Origin of the sequence: Pantoea sp. BS_8 (genome assembly GCF_041954965.1) — a bacterium.
GTDB classification, from domain to species: domain Bacteria; phylum Pseudomonadota; class Gammaproteobacteria; order Enterobacterales; family Enterobacteriaceae; genus Pantoea; species Pantoea stewartii.
This window is the reverse complement of the sequence record NZ_JAVAXU010000011.1, coordinates 107,971-129,088: the sequence shown is the minus strand read 5'-3', so window position 1 is coordinate 129,088 and position 21,118 is coordinate 107,971. Positions and strand designations below refer to the sequence as shown.

Here is a 21,118-nt window from a genome sequence, read left to right as displayed (position 1 = left end):
AGAGAACACGAAAAGATGAAAAACAACACCCGCTTTAAGTTAAACGCCTACATGTCGGTACTGGCGGAAATCAACAACATCAACCTGTCGGCCCTCAACAGCAAATTTACCGTTGAGCCATCCGTCGCGCAGACGCTGGAAACCAAAATTCAGGAGTCATCAGACTTTCTGACGCGCATCAACATTGTGCCGGTGCCAGAGCAGAGCGGCGAACGTCTGGGGCTTGGTATCGGCGGCACGATTGCCGGTACAACCGACACGACGCAGAAAGAGCGCGAGCCAACCGATCCGACCTACATTGACGGTGAAGGTTATAAGTGCACGCAGACCAACTTTGACACGGCGCTGCCCTACGCGAAGCTGGACATGTGGGCGAAGTTTGCCGACTTTCAGGTACGCATCCGCGACATGATTGTGAAACGCCAGGCGCTTGACCGCATCATGATCGGTTTTAACGGCCTCAAGCGTGAGAAAACCTCTAACCGCACACAGAACCCGCTGCTGCAGGACGTGAACATCGGCTGGCTGGAAAAAATCCGCCAGGAGAAACCGTCGCAGGTGGTCGGCCAGCATATCGACAGCAACGGAAAAGTTATCGCCGATAAAATTACCATTGGTAAAACGGGGCTTTTCCGCAATCTGGATGCCGTGGTCATGGGTGCCGTAACGGAAAAAATCGCCGTGCAGTATCAGGATGACACCGAGCTGGTTGTGATCTGTGGTCGCCAGCTGCTGGCCGACAAGTATTTCCCGATCGTCAATAAAGACCAGCCCAACACCGAAGCGCTGGCCGCTGATTTGATTATCAGCCAGAAGCGCATCGGCGGCCTGCCTGCGGTGCGTGCGCCGTTCTTCCCGGCAGACGCGTTGCTGATTACGCGCCTTGATAACCTGTCGATTTATGTCCAGGACGACACGCGCCGCCGCTCCATCATCGACAACCCGAAACGGGATCGCGTTGAAAACCTTGAATCGGTCAACGAGGCGTATGTGGTCGAGGACTACGACTGCACCTGCCTGATTGAAAACATCGAAATGCTGGAGCAGGAGCCAGAGCCGGAAAAAGAGGCGACAAGCAAAAGTAAGGAAGAACTGGCCGAAATCGTTGGCATGGCAGTCAGCATTATTAAGTCCATGAGCGAATCGGGGACGGCGCAGGCTGAATCTGGCACCGGTACTGGCGCTGACACCGGCACCGGCAGCGCAGGAGCGTAACCCGTGACCAATCCTTTCCGCGCGCATACGCGCTTCATTCAGGGACAGGAGGCCGCCCGCACGGGCGGCAATGGCCGCCATGCGAAAGGCTATGACCTGATGCTGCTGCAGCTTAACGAAGACCGCCGCCGCCTCAAGGGCATTCAGTCCACTGTCACCAAGGCGCGGATTAAGGTTGAGGTGCTGCCGAAATATGCCGCTTGGGCAGAGGGCGTGCTGAGCGCCGACGGGGGGCAACAGGACGACGTGATCATGTACGTCATGCTGTGGCGTATCGATGCCGGTGATTATGCCGGTGCGCTGACCATTGGCCGCCATGCGCTTAAACACGGCTGGGTGATGCCGGTCGGCAAGCGCAACACCGCCACCGTGCTGACCGAGGAAATGGCCGACGCCGCAAAGGCCGCCATTCTGGCCGGAACCACGTTTGACGCTGACCTGCTGCTGCAGACGCTGGACGCGGTGGACGGGGAAGACATGCCGGATCAGTCGCGCGCGCGACTGCATAAATCCATCGGCTGGGTGCAGACCGAAAGCAACCCGGTATCCGCGCTGAATCACTTTAAGCACGCCCTGCAGCTGGACGAAAAGTGCGGGGTGAAAAAAGACATAGAGCAGCTGGAGCGGAAACTCCGCAAAGACAGCTGATAACCGAACGTGCCCACGCGCGGGGCGGCACGGGGTGGCGACAGGCAGCGCCGCATCAAAACCCCGTCCACCGCCCACCTATTCAGGAGTAGTAAGGATGCAGTTTACAGCGCCAGAGCAGTCGCCGGTTGCGCCGGTCATTATCCCGAACAATTCATTCTGGCCGGATCTGGATTTGGCTAAGTTTCGCAGCGCGATGCGCGTTGACGGCACCGTGACGCCGGAGCGGCTCAAGCAGGTGGTACTGACCGCCATGTCAGAGGTGAACGCCGAGCTGTACCCGTGGCGGGAACGTCAGGAAATGGCCGGTTACAACGGGCTGGGTGACGTACCGGCTGAGCAGCTGGCCGGAAAGAGCGTGCGCCTGCACCACTATGAAAACGCCGTGTGGTGCTGGACGCGTGCGGTACTCAACGAGCGTTACAGCGACTTTGACGCCACCGCATCCGGTGCGAAGCGCGGCGAGACGCTGGACGATGCCAGCGGCGATTTATGGCGCGATGCGCGATGGGCCATCAGCCGCGTGCAGGATCTGCCGCATATTACCGTCGAGCTTATCTGATGAAAGTGCGTGCGCAGCAGTATGACACGGTAGACGCACTTTGCTGGCGTCACTACGGGCGCACGCAGGGGCTGTCCGAGCTGGTGTTAAAGGCTAATCCGGGGCTGGCGGAATACGGCCCCACCTTACCCCACGGTTTAGAGGTCGAGCTGCCGGACGTTGCGCCCGCAGCCACGGCGCAGACCGTGCAGCTATGGGACTGAATCATGTGGGAAAGAATCAGTACGTTTATTACCTGGTCGATGGCCGTTTTTATGGCGTGGCTGGGCGACCTGTCGGTTAAAGACGTTTCAACATGGGCCGGGCTGATCATCGGCATCGGCATGGCGCTAATCAGCTGGTACTACAAGCACAAAACCTACCAGCTGCTGGCAGGCGGGCGCATCACGCGGGAGGATTATGAATCTGCAAACCGTTAAACGCTGCGCCGTCGGCGCGGTGCTGGCCATCGCCGCCACACTGCCGGGCTTTCAGCAGCTGCACACCTCGGTTGAGGGGCTGAAACTTATTGCGGATTACGAAGGCTGCCGCCTTAAGCCATACCTGTGCGATGCGGGGGTGTGGACCGACGGGATCGGCAACACAGAGGGGGTTGTGCCCGGCAAAACCATTACCGAGCGGCAGGCCGCCGGGACGTTTATCACCAATGTGTTACGCGTTGAGGCGGCACTGGCGCGCTGCGTGGCGGTTTCCATGCCGCAGCAGGTTTATGACGCGCTGGTGTCGCTGGCGTTTAACGTCGGCACCGGCAACGTGTGCGGCTCAACGATGGTAAAACTCATTAAGGCCAGCCGGTGGCGCGATGCCTGTTATCAGCTGCCGCGCTGGGTGTACGTGAAAGGCATGTTTAATCAGGGGCTGGATAACCGGCGCGGGCGCGAGCTGTCATGGTGCCTGAAAGGGGCGGCAGCATGATGCGCGCCGTTGTGGTGACCTGCTTTGTGCTGCTGCTGGTGACGGCCGGGCAGCTGTCGTGGCAGCTGCACAGCGCAAACAGGACTATCGGGACGCAGGCGGCAGAGCTGGCCGCAAAGGATAAAAAGCTGAGCCAGAAAAACAGCCAGCTGATGGCGGTCAACATCCTGGCACAGAGCAGCAACCTTGCACAGACGCAGCTGTATGCGGCGGCTGAGAAAAATAACGCACTGCTGCGCCAGCGGCAGCGCCAGATTGAGGATCTGAAACGTGAAAATGACGCCCTTCGCCGCTGGTCTGATGCCCCTCTGCCTGATGCTGCTGTCCGGCTGCGCCAGCGACCGGCCATCACCGGAGGCGAATCTTACCGTCAGTGGCTGTCCCAAAATAACCCGCTGCCAGCTGGGGCCGTCGGCGGCGCGCACTAACGGCGATTTGCTGGTCCTGCTGGATGAGACAGAAACCGCCTGGGCGGCCTGCGCCGACAAGGTGGACACCATAGTAACCTGCCAGGATAAAGACGATGAACAAGCCGCAGTCCTTGCGCGAAGCCCTTAACAGCGCTGTTGCCTACCTGCAGGAGAACCCCGACAGGCTGCACCTGTTTGTGGACAAAGGGGCGTCGGTAGGCACTTCTGCCGCCTCGCTGTCATGGGAATACCGCTACACGCTGAATGTGGTGATTACGGACTTCACCGGCGATCAAAACCTGCTGATGGCGGCGGTGATGTACTGGCTGCGCACCAACCAGCCCGATGCGCTGCAGAACCCCAATGAGCGCGAACAGTTATGCACGTTTGAGGTGGACATTCTCGGCAATGGTGCGTGTGACATCAGCATTAATCTGAAACTGACAGAGCGGGTTATTGCCGAGGAAGTCAACGGCGTAACAAAGGTCAGAGCCGTGCCTGAGCCGGGCAACCCTTTTGAACCGGAGGAAATCTGGACGGTGAGCCGTGGATAATCTGCACGAGGTTGACGCCTGGCTGGATGCGCTGCTGGCAAAGCTGGAACCGGCAGAGCGCAAAAAGATGCTGCGCGAGGTGGCGCGCGACGTGCGGCGGATTCAGCAGGCCAACATGACGGCACAGCGTGCGCCCGACGGCAGCGCATGGGAACCGCGCCGTGTATCGGCCAGGACAAAGCCGGGACGCATCAAGCGCAAGATGTTTGTGAAGCTGAAAACAGCAAAGTACCTCAAGACAAAGGCAACAGGCGACAGTGCAGAGGTGGCTTTTGTGCCTGCCGTGCAACGGCTTGCCCGTGTACACCATTACGGCCTGCGTGACAGGGTAAGTCGTCGTGGCCTGAGTGTTAAATATACCGAACGTCCGTTGCTAGGTATTGATAATGAAACAGAGAAAAGTGTAAGAGATAGTCTTCTTAGTTTGCTATCTAATTGATATGGCAATATCAATGGAAGAAGATTATTTTGAAGGTTGTTCTTTAGTCTCCTTTTTTTGATAGATGTCATTTACTTCTACAATGGATGGAAATGCATAATTTTTCATAAAATCATTTGCTTCTTTTGCATTAGGCAGGTTTATAGCAATATGATTTTTGACTTCATCAATTTTTTCCTTGTTACCTAGAGAAGAAAACGCTGCTACAAAATACATGGAGATCAGCGATTCGAAGTATTCTGAAATTGTTAGGGTGTTTTTGTTGTATTTGGTTCGAGCGTAATTTTTAAAAAATTCCCATTCTGATTCTGCATTTTCGATATCCTTTTGATTTAATATTGCAGCCATTAGTAGTGAGTAAATGTTAGTTTCCTGGAGGTGATGAATGTTATCATTGATGATTGTTGATTCAGATATTCTATCTCTTGGAATTATATACAAGATGCATAACCAATAAAAAGTTAGCATGCTGCACTTCTCAATATTGTTCTTGGTTTTTTTAATCTCAACTTCAATCTTATTGAGAACAGGCGTCATATCAGGAATTGCTATCCCTTTATGCCCTTTAAGTATTAGTTCTATTTTATCAAGTAAAGCGTTCAAAAACATGTCGTAATTTCCTTTCGCATACTCATCCTTGTTGCCCATCCAATACTCTGCTGCCCATTTTCCAGTAACTACATTTGGCAAGAGTGATATGATATTTATTCTTTCGCTTTTACATTCATCTTGTTTCAATACAAAATTTTTAATCAAATTTCTAGAAATTGCAGCAAGGCCGTTAAAAGTTAGGAACGGTTTTTCATTAACATAAGTCATGTAATTATGAGTTGGGTGATCTGTTATTTCTTTTGGCAGTGATGAAAGTGCATGAATGTATTTCGAACGCATCCCATAAGCACTTTTTATGGCAATCTCTAAGTCTCTTCTTCCTATTACTGAGAAATTATTGCTGCCAATGGGATTGTAAAAATCCTGTTCTAAACCATCCATTACAAAAGAAAAAAATTTCCTGCTAATCCCAATGTGCTCTTGAGATATTATTGTTTCTCTAATTTGGTTGGCTACATCCTCCTCGACTTTATTAAGGATTTTGTCAAGAGGCTTTCTTTTATTATCTGCATAGTCTTGCCAGTTTGTCTTATAATCAGTGTGATATTGAGCCAGCGATTCAATTGACGCTACTAGTAAGGCATAAGCCGCATCGAAATCATCAGCAATTCTTGCCATTGCTGTGACATATCGGCGCATTGCTTTCATAGAAGTTTCATAGCTACTTCGACTAGTGTTGAGTAACTTGTATGTGAATTCGTTTAACTCTTTCATTTCTTCATCTTGAATAAAAACTGATTCATCAAAGAATCTATGGATGTATTTTCTTGGGTCGGTTTTTCTGCGGGATGTGGGGCTTGCTCTTAGTAATTCCGTGGCGTTATTAAAAGAGGTTGTGCAAAGCGTGTTCAGGTAGAATGATATTAATAAAGAGAAGTCATCAATCATTTCATGACCAGAAGTTGATATTAGTGCATTCAAATTACCATGTTCATCATGGGTTTCTTGCTTCTCAAAAACTTCTGCAATGATAATGTTGCTGTCGTGGAATTTATTTGATTTATATATTTTCCCAATAATAAGGCTGAATGAATCTGTAAAGAATTGCATGTTGGTATAAAGAGGGGATCTATGAGTTGTTTCATTAAAACTGTTGCCAGTAAAAAAATTGCCATTGCTTATCTGTAACATGGGTCTTATCCGATGAAATTTGATTGTGCCAACATTAGCACAACCTTACATGCTCTTAGTTTCATTGGATAGATGGCATCCTCTTTCAATGAACGAAAAACTTACCGAAATCATGCGCCTCATCACCAACCTGATCCGAACCGGCACCGTGTCCCAAGTCGATCCGGTTAACTGGCTGTGCCGGGTGAAAACGGGCGACCTCGAAACCAACTGGATTAACTGGCTCACCCTGCGCGCCGGTAATACGCGCACATGGTGGCAGCCCACCGTTGGCGAACAGGTCATTTTACTGAGCATGGGCGGCAATCTTGAAACCGCCTTTGCGCTGCCCGCCATTTATTCCGATGCATTCCCGCCGCCTGCGAATTCAGAGAACGGCAGCGCCACGCAGTACAGCGACGGCGGATTTTTTCAGTACGAACCGGCAACCGGCCAGTTGCTGATAAAGAACATCAAAAGCGTGCGCATCGAAGCGGCGGACGGCATTCAGCTGCTGACTGAGGCATTCGGCGTTGAGGCCAGTAAAACAACCCTCAACAGTGAAACGGCCATTAACGGCGCAGTGACGCAGGGCGGCGGCGCGATGAGTTCTAACGGCGTCGAGGTGCATACCCATAAACACGGCGGCGTTAAGTCCGGCACTGACACATCAGGAGGCCCGGCGTGATGTATCTCGGCATGAACCGCGACACCGGCAAAGCACTGACCGATCTCGATCATATTCGTCAGAGCGTCAGCGACATTCTGATGACCCCGGAGGGCAGCCGCCTGGCGCGCCGTGAATACGGCTCCATGCTTTCAGCGCTCATCGATCAGCCGCAGAACGGCGTCACCCGTATACAGGTCATGGCGGCAACCTACACCGCACTGAGCCGCTGGGAGCCGCGCATCCGGCTGATTTCAGTGAATTACACAACGGCTTATGACGGTTCGATGGTCGTTGAGATAAACGCACAGCGTGCCGACGGTTCGCCGCTGGCAATGACCATACCAACGGGGGTGAACCGTGGCAGTGATTGATTTATCGCAGCTTCCCGCGCCGGAAGTCATTGAGGTGCCGGACTTTGAAACGCTGCTGGCCGAACGTAAAGAAAACCTGATTGCGCTGTATCCGGCTGACGAACAGGCCGCCATGCGCAGCGTGCTGGCGCTGGAATCCGATCCGCTGGTCAAGTGCCTGCAGGAAAACGTCTACCGCGAAATCCTGCTGCGCCAGCGCATCAACGAGGCGGCGCAGGCGGTCATGGTGGCCTATGCGCTCGGCACCGATCTGGATCAGCTGGCGGCTAACAACAACGTTAAACGCCTGACCATCAGCCCGGCTAACCCCGACGCCATGCCGCCCGTGGCGGCGGTGATGGAGTCCGACGACGATTTACGCCTGCGCGTGCCGGGTGCCTTTGAGGGGCTGAGCGTGGCCGGGCCGACGGCGGCGTATGAGTTTTACGCCAAGAGTGCCGACGGGCGCGTGTCTGACGTGTCGGCAACGAGTCCGGCACCGGCGGAGGTGCTGATCACGGTACTGAGCCGGGACAACAGCGGGGCGGCAACGGCGGATTTACTGAACGCAGTGAATGTCGCGTTAAATGCCGAGGAAGTGCGCCCTGTGGCAGACCGCGTAACGGTGCAGGCGGCCGCGATATTTGATTATCAGGTAAAAGCCACGCTGCACCTGTTTGACGGCGTGGCCGCAGGCCCGTGCCTGGAGGCGGCGCAGGCCGCAATGGATGCCTACCTGACTGACCAGAAAAAGCTGGGCCGCAGCGTGCGCCGCGAGTCTTACGGGGCGGTGCTGCGCGTGGCGGGCGTGGACTGGGTGGAAATCACCGAACCGGCGCAGGACATCATTCTGAACCGCACGCAGGCGGGCAACTGCACTGCGGTAGCCGTTACCGTTGCCAGCGATAACGGGGGCAAAGGATGAGCCAGAGCCTGTTACCGCCCGCATCCTCGTCGCTTGAGCGCAGGCTTGCAGAGGCGTGCAGCGGCATCAGCGGGCTGGACGTCCCGCTGCGCGACCTGTGGAACCCTGCCGCCTGTCCGGTGTGGTTTCTGCCTTACCTTGCCTGGTCATTTTCGGTGGACCGCTGGGACGAGGCCTGGACAGAAACCGTTAAACGCCGCGTGGTGATGGATGCGTTTTACATCCATCAGCATAAAGGCACCATCAGCGCCGTGCGCCGCGTGGTGGAGCCGTTCGGCTTTCTGATCCGCGTGCTGGAGTGGTGGAAAACCGGCGAGACGCCCGGCACGTTTCGCCTGGATATTGGCGTGCAGGATCAGGGGATTACCGAGGAAACCTATCAGGAGCTTGAGCGGCTTATCAGCGATGCCAAACCCTGCAGTCGTCACATGCTGGGAATGAGCATCAACCTGCAGAGCGGCGGCCCGTGCTTTACCGGTGCGGCCAGCTACGACGGCGACGACCTTGCCGTTTATCCCTACACGCCCGATCTTATCTCCGTCAGTGGCCCGGCATATGCGGGCGCGGCGGTTCACGTTATCGACATGATGGAAGTGGGACCATGACACAGAAATTTTACGCCATAGTGACCAACCTGGGCGCGGCGAAGATTGCTAACGCCGTGTCGCTCGGCACAAAACTGAATATCACCCACATGGCCGTTGGCGACGGCGGCGGCACGCTGCCAACGCCCAACGCGGCGCAGACAAAGCTGGTTAACGAGGTGCGCCGTGCGGCGCTTAATTCGCTGACCGTGGATGCGGCCAACAGCAGCCAGATTATTGCCGAGCAGGTTATCCCCGAAACCGAGGGCGGTTTCTGGATCAGGGAAATGGGCCTGTTTGACGCTGACGGCTCGCTGATTGCGGTCTGCAACACGGCAGAAACCTATAAGCCGCAACTGCAGGAGGGCAGCGGGCGCACGCAGCGCCTGCGTATGCTCATCATCGTGAGCAGTACCGAGGCCGTGACCCTGAAAGTCGATCCGTCTGTGGTGCTGGCGACGCGCCAGTATGTGGACGAAAAAGTATTAGAGGTGCGCCAGTACGCTGACAGCCTGATGACGGCGCACCTGAAAGCCGCTGACCCGCATACGCAGTATGCACCGAAGGAAAGCCCGACCCTGACCGGCATCCCGAAAGCCCCCACGGCGGCAGCGGGAAACAGCAGTACGCAGCTGGCAACCACGGCGTTTGTTCAGGCCGCGCTGACCGCCCTTGCGGGCGGCGCACCTGCCGCGCTGGACACCCTCAAGGAGCTGGCCGACGCGCTGGGCGGCGATGCGAATTTTTCCACGACGGTGCTTAACAGGCTGGCCGGTAAAATGGACATCGCGAAAAACGGCAGCGACATAGCGAACGTGTCCGCGTTTCTTAAAAATCTCGGCCTGGGCGACGGTTCGGCGCTGCCTGTCGGCGTGCCGGTGCCGTGGCCTGTTGCAACAGCGCCATCAGGCTGGCTGAGGTGTAACGGTGCCACGTTCAGCGCGTCAGACTACCCGCAGCTGGCGAAAGCCTATCCGTCGCTGCGGCTGCCTGACCTGCGCGGCGAGTTTATCAGGGGCTGGGATGACGGACGCGGGGTTGACCCGTCCCGCGCGTTGTTGTCCGCACAGGAGGCGACGGTAGTGGGCGGTTATGACGATAACGAATCCGGCGATTTCAGCGCCATCAGTTCACCGAATTACGCATTCAGTGACCCGTTAACCGGCGGCCAGCTGGCGATGATTCAGGGCAAGACCTGGATAAACAAGGCAAGCAGTGCGATGGATTCGTACAACTGGTATGCATTCGCCTCTACCCGCCCGCGTAACGTCGCATTTAATTACATCGTGAGGGCAGCATAATGTCACAGCAGAACAGTGAAGCACTGAGCGCGGACGGCCTGGCTGTCGCGCCCGTTACCGTAAACGTGTTTAACTTTGATCAGGCGAGCGGGATTTACACCGGCAGCAGCCTGGAGTTTCTGCCAAAAGGTGTCGGTCTGCCCGCGCACTCTACGGCAGTCGCGCCCCCTGATGACGTTGCCGGGCAGGTGTGCGTTTATAAAGACGGCAGCTGGCAGCAGGTGCCGGACCATCGCGGCGAAACGGTTTACAGCACGGCAACCGGTGAGGCGGTTACAGTGACGCAGCCCGGTGATTATCCGGCCGGGACAACGCCGGTTAAGCCAGAAACGGCCTTTGACCGGTGGGGCGGCGCAGCGTGGGTAACTGACAAAGCGGCAAAACAGCGCGCCGCCGTTGAAGCGGCCCAGGCGGAGAAAAACGCCCGTATCACCGAGGCGGCGGGCGTGACACAGGCATGGCAGACGCAGCTGATGCTCGGCATTATTTCCCCCGACGATAAGGTAAAACTCACGGCATGGATGACCTACCTGCAGGCCGTGCAGGCGACAGACCCCACCACCGCACCCGCTGTCAGCTGGCCTGACCGGCCCGCGCAGTAATCAAAGGCCCGTTTCGGGCCTTTTTCCTTTGTGTCATCTGCCAGACAATGGCCGCAGGGTGCGCCCGCGCGCCATCCCTTTCACCATAGCGGAACCCCTTAACAGAGGATCTGCTCTATGGCACAGGATTATCATCACGGCGTGCGCGTTATTGAAGTCAACGAAGGCACCCGAACCATTACCACCGTCAGCACGGCCATCATCGGCATGGTCTGCACCGCCGACGACGCCGACGCGGCAGCGTTTCCGCTCAACCGTCCGGTTTTACTGACCGACGTCACTACCGCCATCGGCAAGGCCGGTAAAACCGGTACGCTGGCCGCCTCACTGGACGCCATCGCCGACCAGGCAAAACCGCTTGTCGTCGTTGTGCGCGTCGCGCAGGGCGAAACCGAGGCGGAAACCACATCCAACATCATCGGCGGCGTGACCGCAGACGGGATGCGCACCGGCATGAAAGCTCTGCTGGCCGCGCAGAACGTCTGCGGCGTCAAACCGCGCATTCTCGGCGTGCCGGGGCATGACACAAAGGCGGTGGCAACCGAGCTGCTGAGCGTCGCGCAGACCCTGCGCGCCTTCGCGTATATCTCGGCGTACGGCTGCAAAACCGTGTCAGAGGTCATTGCCTACCGCGCCAATTTCAGCCAGCGCGAAGGGATGCTTATCTGGCCTGATTTCATCAGCTTTGACACCGTGCTGAACGCTGACGCGACGGCGTATGCCACCGCCCGCGCGCTCGGACTGCGCGCCAAAATTGACGAGGCGACCGGCTGGCACAAGTCCCTGTCTAACGTCGGCGTGAACGGCGTCACCGGCATTTCAAAAGACGTGTTCTGGGATTTACAGGACCCGGCAACCGATGCGGGCCTGCTGAACCAGAACGACATCACCACGCTTATCCGCAAGGACGGTTTCCGCTTCTGGGGTTCACGCTGCCTGAGCGATGACCCGCTGTTTGCCTTTGAGTGCTACACCCGCACGGCGCAGGTGCTGGCCGACACGATGGCCGAGGCGCAGATGTGGTCCGTTGACGGCGCGCTTAATCCCTCGCTTGCCCGCGACATCATCGAAAGTATCCGCGCCAAACTGCGCAGCATGGTGAATCAGGGCTATCTCATCGGCGCAGACTGCTGGCTGGATGACACCGTAAACACCAAAGACACGCTAAAGGCCGGGCAACTCATTATCGATTACGACTATACGCCGGTGCCGCCGCTGGAAAACCTGATGCTGCGCCAGCGCATCACGGACCAGTATCTGGTCAACTTTGCCGCCAGCGTTAAAGCATAAGGAGCTGAACACATGGCCTTACCCCGTAAGCTAAAACACCTGAACCTGTTTAACGCAGGCGACAACTGGCAGGGCGTGATCGAATCGCTGACCCTGCCGAAACTCACCACGAAGTTTGAAAAATACCGGGGCGGCGGGATGCCGGGCGCGGTAGATATTGACATGGGCCTGGACGATGGCGCGCTGGATACGGAATTCACCATTGGCGGCACCGAGGCGAAGCTGTTTAAACAGATGGGTACGCCGACGATTGACGGCATTCAGCTGCGCTTTACCGGCTCCATTCAGCGCGACGACACCGGCGAGGTGCAGGCGGTGGAGCTGGTCACCCGTGGCCGCTACAAGGAGCTGGATTCCGGCGAGTGGAAAACGGCGGACTCCAACACCACCAAAGTGTTGGCAACCAACAGCTACGCCAAGCTGACCATTAACGGCGAAGTGCTCTACGAGGTGGATCTGGTCAACATGGTTCACATCGTTGACGGCAAAGACCTGCTGGAAGCGCACCGCAGCGCGCTGGGCCTGTAATCACGGCGGCAGGCGCTGGCCTGCTGCTTTTATCAATTTCATTCAGTGGATTAAGAACATGAGCGAAAACATCAACGAAAAGACCGTCACCCTGGACACCCCAATCATGCGCGGCAAAACCGAGATTAAAGAGATTGTCCTGCGCAAGCCGCAGTCCGGCGCACTGCGCGGCGTGCGCCTGCAGGCGCTGATGGAAATGGACGTCAACGCGGTAATGGCCGTGCTGCCGCGCGTGTCAACGCCTGCGCTGACCGTGCAGGAGGTCAACGAAATGGACCCCGCCGATTTACTGGCGCTGTCGGTGGAGGTGGTCACTTTTTTGTTGCCGAAGTCGGCGCTGTCGGCTTTCCCGCAGAGCTGACCGTTGACGATCTGGTGGCAGACATTGCCACCGTGTTTCACTGGCCGCCGCCGGTCATGTTCGCGGAGTCGCTGGCGGACGTGCTGATGTGGCGGCACAAAGCGATCCTGCGTAACGGAGCCGGTGACGATGAGTGACAGAAACCTGCGCCTGCAGGTGGTATTAAGCGCGGTAGATAAAATTACCCGCCCTTTCCGTAATGCGCGCGACGGCTCCAGGGAGCTGTCAGCCGCCCTCAAAGCCAGCAAAGACAGCCTGAAAAGCCTGAACGATCAGGCCGGGCGCATTGACGGCTTTCGCAAAACGCGCCAGCAGCTTGCCGTTACTGAAAAAAACCTTGCCTCAGCCCGGCAGGAGGCCGCCGCACTGGCGACGCAGTTTGCCGCCACCAACCGCCCCACGGCGCAGCAGTCCCGCTTGCTTGAGCAGGCAAAAAACCGTGTTAATGACCTGCAGCAGAGCTACAACGGCCTGCTGCGCTCGGTACAGCAGCAGCGCGGCGCGCTGACCGCCGCCGGTATTGATACAAAGCAGCTGAGCGCGGCACAGCGCCGCCTGAAAACCGACGCCAGCGCCGCAACGGAGGCGATTGAGCAGCAGCAGCGCGAGCTTAAAAAGCTGGGCGAGCGCCAGGCTAAATTGCGCGCCGTGCGTGAGCGCTACGGCAAAACGCTGGAGGCCCGCGATAAGGTGGCCGGGGCAGGGGCGACAGCCACGGCGGCGGGCATGGCAATGGGCGTGCCGTTTGCTGCAGCAATCAAAGCCTCGGCGGATATGGAAGACGCCATGAAGGGCGTGGCAAAGCAGGTCAACGGCCTGCGCGATGACAAGGGCAACCGCACCGCGCAGTTTTACGACATGCAGGCCGCCATAAAGGCCGCCAGTGAGCAACTGCCGATGGAGCACGGCGCGGTTGACTATGCCGCGCTGGTTGAGGGCGGCGCACGCATGGGCGTCACCAACCAGAATGATTCTTACGCCGACCAGAAGCGCGATTTACTGGCCTTTGCCACCATGGCGGCCAAAGCGTCCACGGCGTTTGAGCTGCCCGCCGACCAGCTGGCCGAGGGGCTGGGTAAAATCAGCCAGCTGTACAAGATACCGACCCGCAACATTGAGCAACTGGGCGATGCGCTCAATTATTTAGACGATAACGCCATGTCGAAAGGCGCGGACATTATCGACGTGCTGCAGCGCATGGGCGGCAACGCCGACCGGCTGGACTTTCGCAAGGCGGCGGCGCTGGGTTCAACCTTCCTTTCACTCGGTGCCACCTCTGAGATTGCGGCGAGTTCGGCCAACGCGATGGTGCGCGAGCTGTCGATTGCCACCATGCAGGGTAAGCGCTTTCAGGAAGGGATGACGCTGCTCAAGCTGGACCCGAAAAAGATTGAAAAGCAGATGACCACGGACGCGATGGGAACCATCATCAGCGTGCTGGAGAAGGTCAAAAAGCTGCCCGAAAACAAACGCCTGTCTGCGCTGACGATGATATTCGGCAAGGAGTTCGGCAAGGATGCGGCGAAGCTTGCCAACAACCTGCCGGAGCTGCGCCGACAGCTGGCGCTGACGCAGGGCGATGCGGCCAGAGGCTCGATGCAGAAAGAGTCTGACATCAATAAAGATTCCCTTTCCACACAGTGGATGCTGACCAGAACCGGCGTAGCCAACACCATGAGCGGCCTCGGCGACACGCTGCGCCAGCCGCTGATGGACATCATGGGGGCGATTAAAAAGGTCACCGGCATGGCGGCGCAGTGGATCGAGAAAAACAAAGCGCTGGCTGGCACGCTGGTGAAAGTCGGCGCGGCGGTGTCTGCCATCGTCATCGGGCTGGGAACGTTAGCCATCGGCTTTGCGGCCATTGTCGGGCCGATGGCGGTTATCAGGCTGAGCATGGCTCAGCTGCGCTTTAAGGGCGTGGGCGCATTCGGGATGATCGGTAAGGCATTGCGTGTCGTCGGCAGCGGTGTTATCTGGCTGGGCCGCCTGATGTTTGCCAACCCGATTCTGGCTGTATTGGGCCTTATCGCAATGGCAGCAATTTATATCTGGCGTAACTGGGACACCCTCGGGCCGAAGTTTGCGGCACTGTGGCAGCAGGTGACAGATAACACGTCGGCAGCATGGGAGGCCATCAAAGGCAAAATAGCCGGTGCGTGGGAGTGGGTTAAATCCCTGTTCGCGGATGGCGCGCTGCAGGTAATCATCGGCAAAGGCTGGGATGCGATACGCGACGGCATCGCCGGGGCATGGCAAAGCATCAAGGTAGTCGTGTCGCAGAAGTGGGATGAACTGGTTAACTCGGCCAGCACGCTGCCGGAGCGGTTCAAAGAAGCGGGCAGCAACATGATCAGCGCCATGCTCGACGGCATCACGGCCAAATGGGAGGCGCTCAAGGCTAGGCTGTCATCCATGACAGACCTGCTGCCGGACTTCATGAAGCCGTCCGCCGACAAGCCCGTGATCCCTGCCGCGACCAGTGGCGGTATACATCCCGACGACCCTGTGGTCCCGCCGCGTCCGCCGCGTGTTTTCAGCCTTCTGCCTGATTTCATGAGGCCAGACGCCGGAGCGTCAGACCGGCCCGCCGCTGTCGCCGGGCGTGCCAAAACGGCGACCGGCTTTGCCGGGCTGTTTGATAACGGCGGCTACATTCCCGCCGGTCAGTACGGCATCGCGGGCGAGAACGGGCCGGAGCTGGTCAACGGCCCGGCGCGCATTACCAGCCGCCGCCGTACTGCCGCACTGGCCGCCTCGGCGGCGCTGGCGATGGGTATGGCTGCTGCACCTGCCGCTGCGCGCCCGCTTCATCCCATGAGCCTGCCCGCTGGCAGCTATGTGCAGGAAAAGGTCACAAAGCAAAGCGCCATAACTGCCGCGCCTGTCACCATTCACGCGCCCATTACCATTCATCAGCAACCGGGCCAGAGCGCGCAGGACGTGGTGGCAGAGGTGATGCGGCAGCTGGATGCAAGAGAGCGCCGGGCAAAAGCCCACGCGCGGAGTTCTTACCGTGATCAGGGGGGATTTGACGAATGATGATGACGCTGGGGCTGTTCGTTTTCATGCTGGAAACGGTGCCTTATCAGGAGTTGCAGCTGCAGCGCAGCTGGCGGTTTCCGTCCAACAGCCGCATGGGCTTTCGCCCGGCGCTGCAGTTTGCCGGGCCGGACACCGACACGCTGACGCTTTCCGGCGTGCTGCTGCCGGAGCTGACCGGCGGCAGATTATCGCTTTATGCCCTGGAGCAAATCGCGGAGCTGGGGCGCGCGTGGCCGCTGATTGAGGGCAGCGGCACTATTTACGGCATGTTTGTGATTGAGAGCCTGAGCCAGACCAAAGCCGAGTTTTTCAGTAACGGCGCGTGCAGGCGTATTGAGTTCACGCTCACGCTTAAGCGTGCTGATGAATCGCTGGGCGAAATGTTCGGCAGCCTGAGCGGCCAGCTTGACGCCATGAAAAGCGCGGCGGCAGGCGTGGCCGGTAAAGTTACTGCAGCAGCGGGAGGGCTTTTCTGATGATGCAGGCAGAAAGCTGGGTAAAAGGGGCGGCCAGCGCCCCGGCGTTTCGGCTGACGATGGAGGGGGAGGACGTCACGCAGACCATACAAAAGCGGCTCATCAGCCTGACGCTGACCGATAACCGGGGCTTTGAGGCTGACCAGCTTGATATTGAGCTGGACGACGCGGACGGCCTGCTGCAGCTGCCGCGCCGGGGCGTCGTGTTAAAGCTGGCTCTGGGCTGGGAGGGGGAGCCGCTTATCATCAAGGGCAGTTATACGGTTGATGAGATTGAGCACAGCGGAACGCCCGACCGGCTGACGCTTCGCGCCCGCAGCGCCGATTTCCGCCAGACGCTGAATACCAAACGCGAAAAGTCGTGGCACAAAACCACGGTTGGCGAAATTACCAAAGCGATTGCGGAAAAGCACAAGCTGGATTTAGCGCTGGGCGCAGACGTTGAGAAAATGGCAATCGACCATATCGACCAGACCAACGAATCCGACGCCAGTTTTCTGATGCGCGTGGCCCGCCAGTGCGGTGCGCTGGCCTGCGTCAAAGATGGCAAGCTGCTGTTTATCCGGCAGGGACAAGGCAAAAATGCCAGCGGCAAGGCGCTGCCGGTCATCACCATTCAGCGCCGCGATGGCGACAATCACCGCTTTACCCTGGCTGACCGTGACGCTTACACCGGCGTGATAGCCAGCTGGCTGCACACGCGTGAGCCCGCGAAAAAGCCGGAAACAAAGGTAAAGCGACGCCGCAAAACCACGGCGAAGAAAAAAGAGCCGGAAGCGAAACAGGGTGATTATCTCGTCGGCACCGACGAAAACGTACTGGTGCTGAGCCGCACCTATGCCAACCGTTCAAACGCAGAGCGGGCAGCAAAAATGCAGTGGGAACGGCTGCAGCGTGGCGTAGCAACCTTCTCGATCCAGCTGGCACGCGGGCGTGCTGAGCTTTACACCGAAATGCCGGTAAAGGTGACGGGGTTTAAAAAGCAGATTGATGACGGCGAATGGATCATTACCACGCTGACGCACAGCCTGAGCGCCGACAGCGGCTACACGACCAGCATAGAGCTGGAAGTGAAAATTGATTCATTGCAAATGGAGTGAGATGTATCTCAAAACAAATGTTTGTGTATAATTGATTAAAAATGCGATGGGGCTTAAGCGATGATGAATTGTCCTATGTGTGGTAATGCCGCACACACGAGAAGTAGCTTTCAGGTATCTAAGAATACTAAAGAGCGGTATAACCAGTGCCAGAACATTAACTGCAGTTGTACCTTTAAATCACATGAAACTGTGACTGACATAATCATGACACCAGGAAAAGTGGCTAGCGTCCCGCCCCACCCTGATCGAGGTTCTCAGCAAGTCTTATGGATGTAAAAAATGCCCGCTTAGCGGGTTTTTTTTGCCCCTCGCAAGAGAAAAGTTGATGGACATTGAAATATGCAAAAAAAGTCTGCTGCCATTTTGCTGCCATCGAGACTACAGCCAACAAAAAAGCCACCCTTGACAGGTGGCTTAACTGCATGATTTTCATGACTAAATCTGGTGGCCCCTGCTGGGTTTGAACCAGCGACCAAGCGATTATGAGTCGCCTGCTCTAACCACTGAGCTAAGGGGCCAATGGAGCGGGGATTATAAAGTATCTGTTCGGGGCAATCCAGCGTTGTTCAGCTGGTTGCTGAAATAAGCAGCAATGTTTTACTTGCTGATAACTATGATAAAACCGCCAAAAACGCTACGCTGATACGCAGCGTCATCACATGCGCGATGAAGCGCGATTGTCTTATTGGGCTTAACAGTAGGAAAGACAGCCGCGATCACGACATTGCTCCGCAAATAAGCGTTAACCACTGGCAAGATTATGACGAATACGGATTCTTTGCGTGAGCGGCCCAGGACGCAGCGCAAAGCCAGGAGGCCTCATGAGCGAACACAACATCACCGATATCATTGCACCGGACCTGAACGTCCTCTTCTGCGGCATTAATCCCGGTCAGTCGACCGCGCACACCGGCTATCATTTTGCCCATCCCGGCAATCGCTTCTGGAAGGTGATTCACCTGGCAGGGTTTACGGTGCAGCAACTGAAGCCGGAAGAGGAGCAGCGCTTACTGGAGACCGGCTGTGGTATTACAATGCTGGTCGAGCGCCCGACCATCCAGGCAAATGAACTGGCCAGTGATGAGCTACGTGATGGCGGTCAGCGGCTGATGGACAAGGTTCTATGCTATCAGCCTGCCGCGCTGGCTATCCTGGGCAAAGATGCCTTTAAACGCGCGTTTCGTCAGAGCAAAGTGGAATGGGGCGAGCAGCCGATCTACATGGGGAAAACCCAGGTGTGGGTGTTGCCGAATCCCAGCGGATTAAACCGGGCCTCACTGGAAGAGATGGTGGCGCTATATCGCCAGATGTACGAGGCGTTACAGCTGCGGCGTTAATGGTGGCGGTTTGCGGGAAAAGGGCAGGGCAGCAGACATAAAAAACCCCGGCGAACCGGGGTTTTAACGGACTTAGTCGTCGAGGAAGCTACGCAGCACTTCCGAGCGGCTCGGGTGGCGCAGTTTACGCAGGGCTTTCGCTTCAATCTGACGAATACGCTCACGGGTAACGTCAAACTGTTTGCCCACTTCTTCTAACGTGTGGTCGGTGTTCATATCGATACCGAAACGCATGCGCAGCACTTTGGCTTCACGCGCGGTCAGGCCAGCCAGCACGTCGTGGGTCGCAGAACGCAGGCTCTCAGAGGTCGCAGAGTCCAGCGGCAGCTCCAGCGTGGTGTCTTCGATAAAATCACCCAGATGTGAATCTTCATCATCACCAATCGGCGTCTCCATAGAGATAGGCTCTTTGGCAATCTTCAGCACCTTGCGAATCTTATCTTCTGGCATCAGCATGCGCTCAGCCAGTTCTTCTGGCGTCGGCTCACGGCCCATCTCCTGCAGCATCTGGCGCGAAATACGGTTGAGTTTGTTGATGGTCTCAATCATATGCACCGGAATACGGATGGTACGCGCCTGGTCAGCGATAGAACGGGTAATCGCCTGACGAATCCACCATGTGGCGTAGGTCGAGAACTTGTAGCCGCGACGGTATTCAAACTTATCAACCGCTTTCATCAGACCGATGTTCCCTTCCTGAATCAGATCCAGGAACTGCAGACCACGGTTGGTGTATTTCTTGGCGATGGAAATCACCAGACGCAGGTTAGCTTCAACCATCTCTTTCTTCGCGCGGCGGGCTTTCGCTTCACCGATCGACATACGACGGTTAATGTCTTTCACCTGCTCGATGGTCAGGCCGGTTTCTTCTTCAATCTGTGCCAGCTTCTGCAGCGAACGCATCACGTCATCCTGCACGTCCAGCAGTTTTTCAGACCATGGCTTGTTCATCGCCAGTGCGGCTTTGAACCAGCTCTCGTTGGTCTCGTTACCGGTGAACAGCGTAATGAAGTTTTTCTTCGGCATTTTGCACACTTCAATACACAGCTTCATGATCAAACGCTCCTGGGTACGGACACGTTCCATCATTTCGCGCATGTTGTTCACCAGGTAGTCGAACTGCTTCGGTACCAGGCGGAACTGTTTGAAGACGTCAGACAGGTTCTGGATCTCAGCGACAGAGGCCGCATGGCTGCGTCCTTTGCTCTTGATCACATCGCGCGTCGTTTCGTATTGCGTACGCAGGTCAGAGAACTTCTCGCGCGCCAGTTCCGGGTCGATAGAGTTATCGTCGTCAGAGCTGTCGTCGTCGCTCTCTTCGTCGTCATCGTCGTCGTCATTACGATCTTCTTCGGACAACTCAGAACCGACGTGGGTGGCGGTCGGTGCCAGGTCTTCTTCTGCGTTAGGATCGACAAAGCCAGTAATAAGGTCTGACAGACGCGACTCACCGGCTTCAACACGATCGTACTGATCCAGCAGGTAGGTAATGGCTTCCGGATATTCAGCAACGGAGCACTGAACCTGGTTGATACCGTCTTCAATACGCTTCGCGATGTCGATTTCGCCTTCGCGGGTCAGCAGTTCAACGGTACCCATTTCACGCATGTACATGCGAACCGGGTCGGTGGTGCGGCCAATTTCAGATTCAACGCTGGATAATACCTGAGCGGCAGCTTCCGCGGCATCTTCGTCAGTATCGGAGCTGTTTTCATTCAGCATCAGATCGTCGGCGTCCGGGGCTTCTTCAACCACCTGGATGCCCATGTCGTTAATCATCTGGATGATGTCTTCAATCTGATCGGAGTCGACGATATCTTCCGGCAGATGGTCATTGACCTCAGCATAGGTCAGATAGCCTTGCTCCTTACCACGGGTGACAAGAAGCTTGAGCTGTGACTGCGGGTTTTGCTCCATAAGACGGTATCCACACTTCTGTTAATTAGATTGGTGTCGGTCGGCAGCGAGCCAACAATAACATTGAAGGCATTTCGTTCTCGCCGCTGCCTTCGTCGCGGCCTGGGCTTTGCCCATTAGTAATCGGCACTTAAGCCGCAAATTTTATGTCGGGCCTGGCTTAC

General features: G+C 56.7%; 27 protein-coding genes and 1 tRNA gene. 25 read left to right on the top strand and 3 right to left on the bottom strand.

All coding sequences use genetic code 11. From position 1 onward, the window contains the following. The first annotated feature begins 15 nt into the window (after positions 1–15). The 10 genes from RAC65_RS18245 (at position 16) to RAC65_RS18200 (ending at position 4,743) form a co-directional block, all read left to right on the top strand. A complete protein-coding gene (locus RAC65_RS18245; protein WP_375096993.1) occupies positions 16–1,215 on the top strand; it encodes a phage major capsid protein, P2 family in 1,200 nt (399 codons plus the stop codon). A gap of 3 nt (positions 1,216–1,218) precedes the next feature. Further along, positions 1,219–1,863, top strand: coding sequence for a phage terminase small subunit (gene gpM / locus RAC65_RS18240; RefSeq protein ID WP_375096992.1), 645 nt, complete (start codon positions 1,219–1,221; stop codon positions 1,861–1,863). Between the two features lie 97 nt (positions 1,864–1,960). Beyond that, positions 1,961–2,425, top strand: a complete 465-nt coding sequence (locus tag RAC65_RS18235) for a head completion/stabilization protein (RefSeq protein ID WP_375096991.1) — start codon at positions 1,961–1,963, stop codon at positions 2,423–2,425. Next, positions 2,425–2,628: a tail protein X gene (locus RAC65_RS18230; RefSeq protein ID WP_110021645.1), complete on the top strand. Its 204-nt coding sequence runs from the start codon at positions 2,425–2,427 to the stop codon at positions 2,626–2,628. The genes RAC65_RS18235 and RAC65_RS18230 overlap by 1 nt, the downstream gene beginning before the upstream one ends. Positions 2,629–2,631: 3 nt before the next feature. Further along, complete coding sequence (locus tag RAC65_RS18225; RefSeq protein WP_210532293.1) at positions 2,632–2,844, top strand: HP1 family phage holin; 213 nt, start codon at positions 2,632–2,634, stop codon at positions 2,842–2,844. After that, a complete protein-coding gene (locus RAC65_RS18220; protein ID WP_375096990.1) occupies positions 2,825–3,340 on the top strand; it encodes a lysozyme in 516 nt (171 codons plus the stop codon). The genes RAC65_RS18225 and RAC65_RS18220 overlap by 20 nt, the downstream gene beginning before the upstream one ends. Next, the gene (gene lysB, locus RAC65_RS18215; RefSeq protein ID WP_375096989.1) at positions 3,337–3,768 is read left to right on the top strand and encodes an Rz-like lysis system protein LysB; all 432 of its coding nucleotides are present in this window, start codon (positions 3,337–3,339) and stop codon (positions 3,766–3,768) included. The genes RAC65_RS18220 and lysB overlap by 4 nt, the downstream gene beginning before the upstream one ends. After that, positions 3,656–3,898: an Rz1-like lysis system protein LysC gene (lysC, locus tag RAC65_RS18210; RefSeq protein ID WP_375096988.1), complete on the top strand. Its 243-nt coding sequence runs from the start codon at positions 3,656–3,658 to the stop codon at positions 3,896–3,898. The genes lysB and lysC overlap by 113 nt, the downstream gene beginning before the upstream one ends. Continuing rightward, positions 3,864–4,304, top strand: a complete 441-nt coding sequence (locus tag RAC65_RS18205; protein WP_375096987.1) for a phage tail protein — start codon at positions 3,864–3,866, stop codon at positions 4,302–4,304. Before lysC ends, RAC65_RS18205 begins: the two co-directional genes overlap by 35 nt. Next, positions 4,297–4,743 carry a phage virion morphogenesis protein gene (locus RAC65_RS18200; protein ID WP_210530745.1) on the top strand — a complete coding sequence of 149 codons (447 nt, stop codon included), beginning with the start codon at positions 4,297–4,299 and terminating at the stop codon, positions 4,741–4,743. Before RAC65_RS18205 ends, RAC65_RS18200 begins: the two co-directional genes overlap by 8 nt. Positions 4,744–4,767: 24 nt before the next feature. On the opposite strand, the gene RAC65_RS18195 is transcribed toward RAC65_RS18200, so the two are convergent. Next, positions 4,768–6,486 (bottom strand): hypothetical protein, encoded by a 1,719-nt coding sequence (locus RAC65_RS18195; protein ID WP_375096986.1) that lies wholly within the window; start codon positions 6,484–6,486, stop codon positions 4,768–4,770. An 88-nt stretch (positions 6,487–6,574) separates the two neighbouring features. Here RAC65_RS18195 and RAC65_RS18190 point away from each other — a divergent pair, with 88 nt between their 5' ends. From RAC65_RS18190 to RAC65_RS18125, 14 genes are all read left to right on the top strand, one after another. Next, entirely contained in the window at positions 6,575–7,153 is a 579-nt protein-coding gene (locus RAC65_RS18190; RefSeq protein ID WP_375096985.1) for a phage baseplate assembly protein V, read from the top strand. Continuing rightward, complete coding sequence (locus RAC65_RS18185) at positions 7,153–7,506, top strand: GPW/gp25 family protein (RefSeq protein ID WP_375097017.1); 354 nt, start codon at positions 7,153–7,155, stop codon at positions 7,504–7,506. The genes RAC65_RS18190 and RAC65_RS18185 overlap by 1 nt, the downstream gene beginning before the upstream one ends. Continuing rightward, complete coding sequence (locus RAC65_RS18180) at positions 7,493–8,410, top strand: baseplate J/gp47 family protein (RefSeq protein WP_375096984.1); 918 nt, start codon at positions 7,493–7,495, stop codon at positions 8,408–8,410. Before RAC65_RS18185 ends, RAC65_RS18180 begins: the two co-directional genes overlap by 14 nt. Next, entirely contained in the window at positions 8,407–9,015 is a 609-nt protein-coding gene (locus RAC65_RS18175; RefSeq protein WP_375096983.1) for a phage tail protein I, read from the top strand. The genes RAC65_RS18180 and RAC65_RS18175 overlap by 4 nt, the downstream gene beginning before the upstream one ends. Beyond that, entirely contained in the window at positions 9,012–10,295 is a 1,284-nt protein-coding gene (locus RAC65_RS18170; protein ID WP_375096982.1) for a phage tail protein, read from the top strand. Before RAC65_RS18175 ends, RAC65_RS18170 begins: the two co-directional genes overlap by 4 nt. Further along, positions 10,295–10,897, top strand: coding sequence for a tail fiber assembly protein (locus RAC65_RS18165; protein WP_375096981.1), 603 nt, complete (start codon positions 10,295–10,297; stop codon positions 10,895–10,897). Before RAC65_RS18170 ends, RAC65_RS18165 begins: the two co-directional genes overlap by 1 nt. Before the next feature lie 117 nt (positions 10,898–11,014). After that, the gene (locus RAC65_RS18160) at positions 11,015–12,187 is read left to right on the top strand and encodes a phage tail sheath protein (protein ID WP_375096980.1); all 1,173 of its coding nucleotides are present in this window, start codon (positions 11,015–11,017) and stop codon (positions 12,185–12,187) included. Between the two features lie 12 nt (positions 12,188–12,199). Next, entirely contained in the window at positions 12,200–12,715 is a 516-nt protein-coding gene (locus RAC65_RS18155; protein WP_375096979.1) for a phage major tail tube protein, read from the top strand. Positions 12,716–12,773: 58 nt separating this feature from the next. Next, positions 12,774–13,076 carry a phage tail assembly protein gene (locus RAC65_RS18150; RefSeq protein ID WP_110957525.1) on the top strand — a complete coding sequence of 101 codons (303 nt, stop codon included), beginning with the start codon at positions 12,774–12,776 and terminating at the stop codon, positions 13,074–13,076. Positions 13,077–13,090: 14 nt separating this feature from the next. Further along, positions 13,091–13,213 (top strand): GpE family phage tail protein, encoded by a 123-nt coding sequence (locus RAC65_RS18145; protein WP_013027006.1) that lies wholly within the window; start codon positions 13,091–13,093, stop codon positions 13,211–13,213. Next, complete coding sequence (locus tag RAC65_RS18140) at positions 13,206–16,118, top strand: phage tail tape measure protein (protein ID WP_375096978.1); 2,913 nt, start codon at positions 13,206–13,208, stop codon at positions 16,116–16,118. Before RAC65_RS18145 ends, RAC65_RS18140 begins: the two co-directional genes overlap by 8 nt. Continuing rightward, positions 16,115–16,597: a phage tail protein gene (locus RAC65_RS18135; RefSeq protein WP_375096977.1), complete on the top strand. Its 483-nt coding sequence runs from the start codon at positions 16,115–16,117 to the stop codon at positions 16,595–16,597. The genes RAC65_RS18140 and RAC65_RS18135 overlap by 4 nt, the downstream gene beginning before the upstream one ends. Then, positions 16,597–17,697: a phage late control D family protein gene (locus RAC65_RS18130; RefSeq protein WP_375096976.1), complete on the top strand. Its 1,101-nt coding sequence runs from the start codon at positions 16,597–16,599 to the stop codon at positions 17,695–17,697. Before RAC65_RS18135 ends, RAC65_RS18130 begins: the two co-directional genes overlap by 1 nt. A 60-nt stretch (positions 17,698–17,757) precedes the next feature. After that, the gene (locus RAC65_RS18125; RefSeq protein ID WP_014605020.1) at positions 17,758–17,976 is read left to right on the top strand and encodes an ogr/Delta-like zinc finger family protein; all 219 of its coding nucleotides are present in this window, start codon (positions 17,758–17,760) and stop codon (positions 17,974–17,976) included. 166 nt (positions 17,977–18,142) lie between these two features. Here RAC65_RS18125 and RAC65_RS18120 read toward each other — a convergent pair. After that, a tRNA-Ile gene (locus RAC65_RS18120) sits at positions 18,143–18,218 on the bottom strand. A gap of 303 nt (positions 18,219–18,521) precedes the next feature. On the opposite strand from RAC65_RS18120, the gene mug reads away from it, so the two are divergent. Further along, complete coding sequence (gene mug, locus RAC65_RS18115; RefSeq protein WP_006118211.1) at positions 18,522–19,037, top strand: G/U mismatch-specific DNA glycosylase; 516 nt, start codon at positions 18,522–18,524, stop codon at positions 19,035–19,037. A gap of 72 nt (positions 19,038–19,109) precedes the next feature. Here the strand turns inward: mug and rpoD are convergent, their stop codons facing one another. Then, positions 19,110–20,954: an RNA polymerase sigma factor RpoD gene (gene rpoD / locus RAC65_RS18110; RefSeq protein ID WP_028723590.1), complete on the bottom strand. Its 1,845-nt coding sequence runs from the start codon at positions 20,952–20,954 to the stop codon at positions 19,110–19,112. Positions 20,955–21,118 lie beyond the last annotated feature (164 nt).

What these genes read in the sequence shown, in the direction of transcription:
- RAC65_RS18175 (WP_375096983.1), top strand. Translation starts at nt 8,407, where the DNA reads ATGAGCCAGAGCCTGTTACCGCCCGCATCCTCGTCGCTTGAGCGCAGG.
- RAC65_RS18165 (WP_375096981.1), top strand. Translation starts at nt 10,295, where the DNA reads ATGTCACAGCAGAACAGTGAAGCACTGAGCGCGGACGGCCTGGCTGTC.
- RAC65_RS18135 (WP_375096977.1), top strand. Translation starts at nt 16,115, where the DNA reads ATGATGATGACGCTGGGGCTGTTCGTTTTCATGCTGGAAACGGTGCCT.
- RAC65_RS18190 (WP_375096985.1), top strand. Translation starts at nt 6,575, where the DNA reads ATGAACGAAAAACTTACCGAAATCATGCGCCTCATCACCAACCTGATC.
- RAC65_RS18140 (WP_375096978.1), top strand. Translation starts at nt 13,206, where the DNA reads ATGAGTGACAGAAACCTGCGCCTGCAGGTGGTATTAAGCGCGGTAGAT.
- mug (WP_006118211.1), top strand. Translation starts at nt 18,522, where the DNA reads ATGAGCGAACACAACATCACCGATATCATTGCACCGGACCTGAACGTC.
- RAC65_RS18245 (WP_375096993.1), top strand. Translation starts at nt 16, where the DNA reads ATGAAAAACAACACCCGCTTTAAGTTAAACGCCTACATGTCGGTACTG.
- lysC (WP_375096988.1), top strand. Translation starts at nt 3,656, where the DNA reads ATGCTGCTGTCCGGCTGCGCCAGCGACCGGCCATCACCGGAGGCGAAT.
- RAC65_RS18170 (WP_375096982.1), top strand. Translation starts at nt 9,012, where the DNA reads ATGACACAGAAATTTTACGCCATAGTGACCAACCTGGGCGCGGCGAAG.
- RAC65_RS18195 (WP_375096986.1), bottom strand. Translation starts at nt 6,486, where the DNA reads ATGTTACAGATAAGCAATGGCAATTTTTTTACTGGCAACAGTTTTAAT.
- RAC65_RS18185 (WP_375097017.1), top strand. Translation starts at nt 7,153, where the DNA reads ATGTATCTCGGCATGAACCGCGACACCGGCAAAGCACTGACCGATCTC.
- rpoD (WP_028723590.1), bottom strand. Translation starts at nt 20,954, where the DNA reads ATGGAGCAAAACCCGCAGTCACAGCTCAAGCTTCTTGTCACCCGTGGT.
- RAC65_RS18230 (WP_110021645.1), top strand. Translation starts at nt 2,425, where the DNA reads ATGAAAGTGCGTGCGCAGCAGTATGACACGGTAGACGCACTTTGCTGG.
- RAC65_RS18235 (WP_375096991.1), top strand. Translation starts at nt 1,961, where the DNA reads ATGCAGTTTACAGCGCCAGAGCAGTCGCCGGTTGCGCCGGTCATTATC.
- RAC65_RS18225 (WP_210532293.1), top strand. Translation starts at nt 2,632, where the DNA reads ATGTGGGAAAGAATCAGTACGTTTATTACCTGGTCGATGGCCGTTTTT.
- RAC65_RS18150 (WP_110957525.1), top strand. Translation starts at nt 12,774, where the DNA reads ATGAGCGAAAACATCAACGAAAAGACCGTCACCCTGGACACCCCAATC.
- RAC65_RS18155 (WP_375096979.1), top strand. Translation starts at nt 12,200, where the DNA reads ATGGCCTTACCCCGTAAGCTAAAACACCTGAACCTGTTTAACGCAGGC.
- RAC65_RS18130 (WP_375096976.1), top strand. Translation starts at nt 16,597, where the DNA reads ATGATGCAGGCAGAAAGCTGGGTAAAAGGGGCGGCCAGCGCCCCGGCG.
- RAC65_RS18205 (WP_375096987.1), top strand. Translation starts at nt 3,864, where the DNA reads ATGAACAAGCCGCAGTCCTTGCGCGAAGCCCTTAACAGCGCTGTTGCC.
- RAC65_RS18220 (WP_375096990.1), top strand. Translation starts at nt 2,825, where the DNA reads ATGAATCTGCAAACCGTTAAACGCTGCGCCGTCGGCGCGGTGCTGGCC.
- RAC65_RS18160 (WP_375096980.1), top strand. Translation starts at nt 11,015, where the DNA reads ATGGCACAGGATTATCATCACGGCGTGCGCGTTATTGAAGTCAACGAA.
- RAC65_RS18125 (WP_014605020.1), top strand. Translation starts at nt 17,758, where the DNA reads ATGATGAATTGTCCTATGTGTGGTAATGCCGCACACACGAGAAGTAGC.
- lysB (WP_375096989.1), top strand. Translation starts at nt 3,337, where the DNA reads ATGATGCGCGCCGTTGTGGTGACCTGCTTTGTGCTGCTGCTGGTGACG.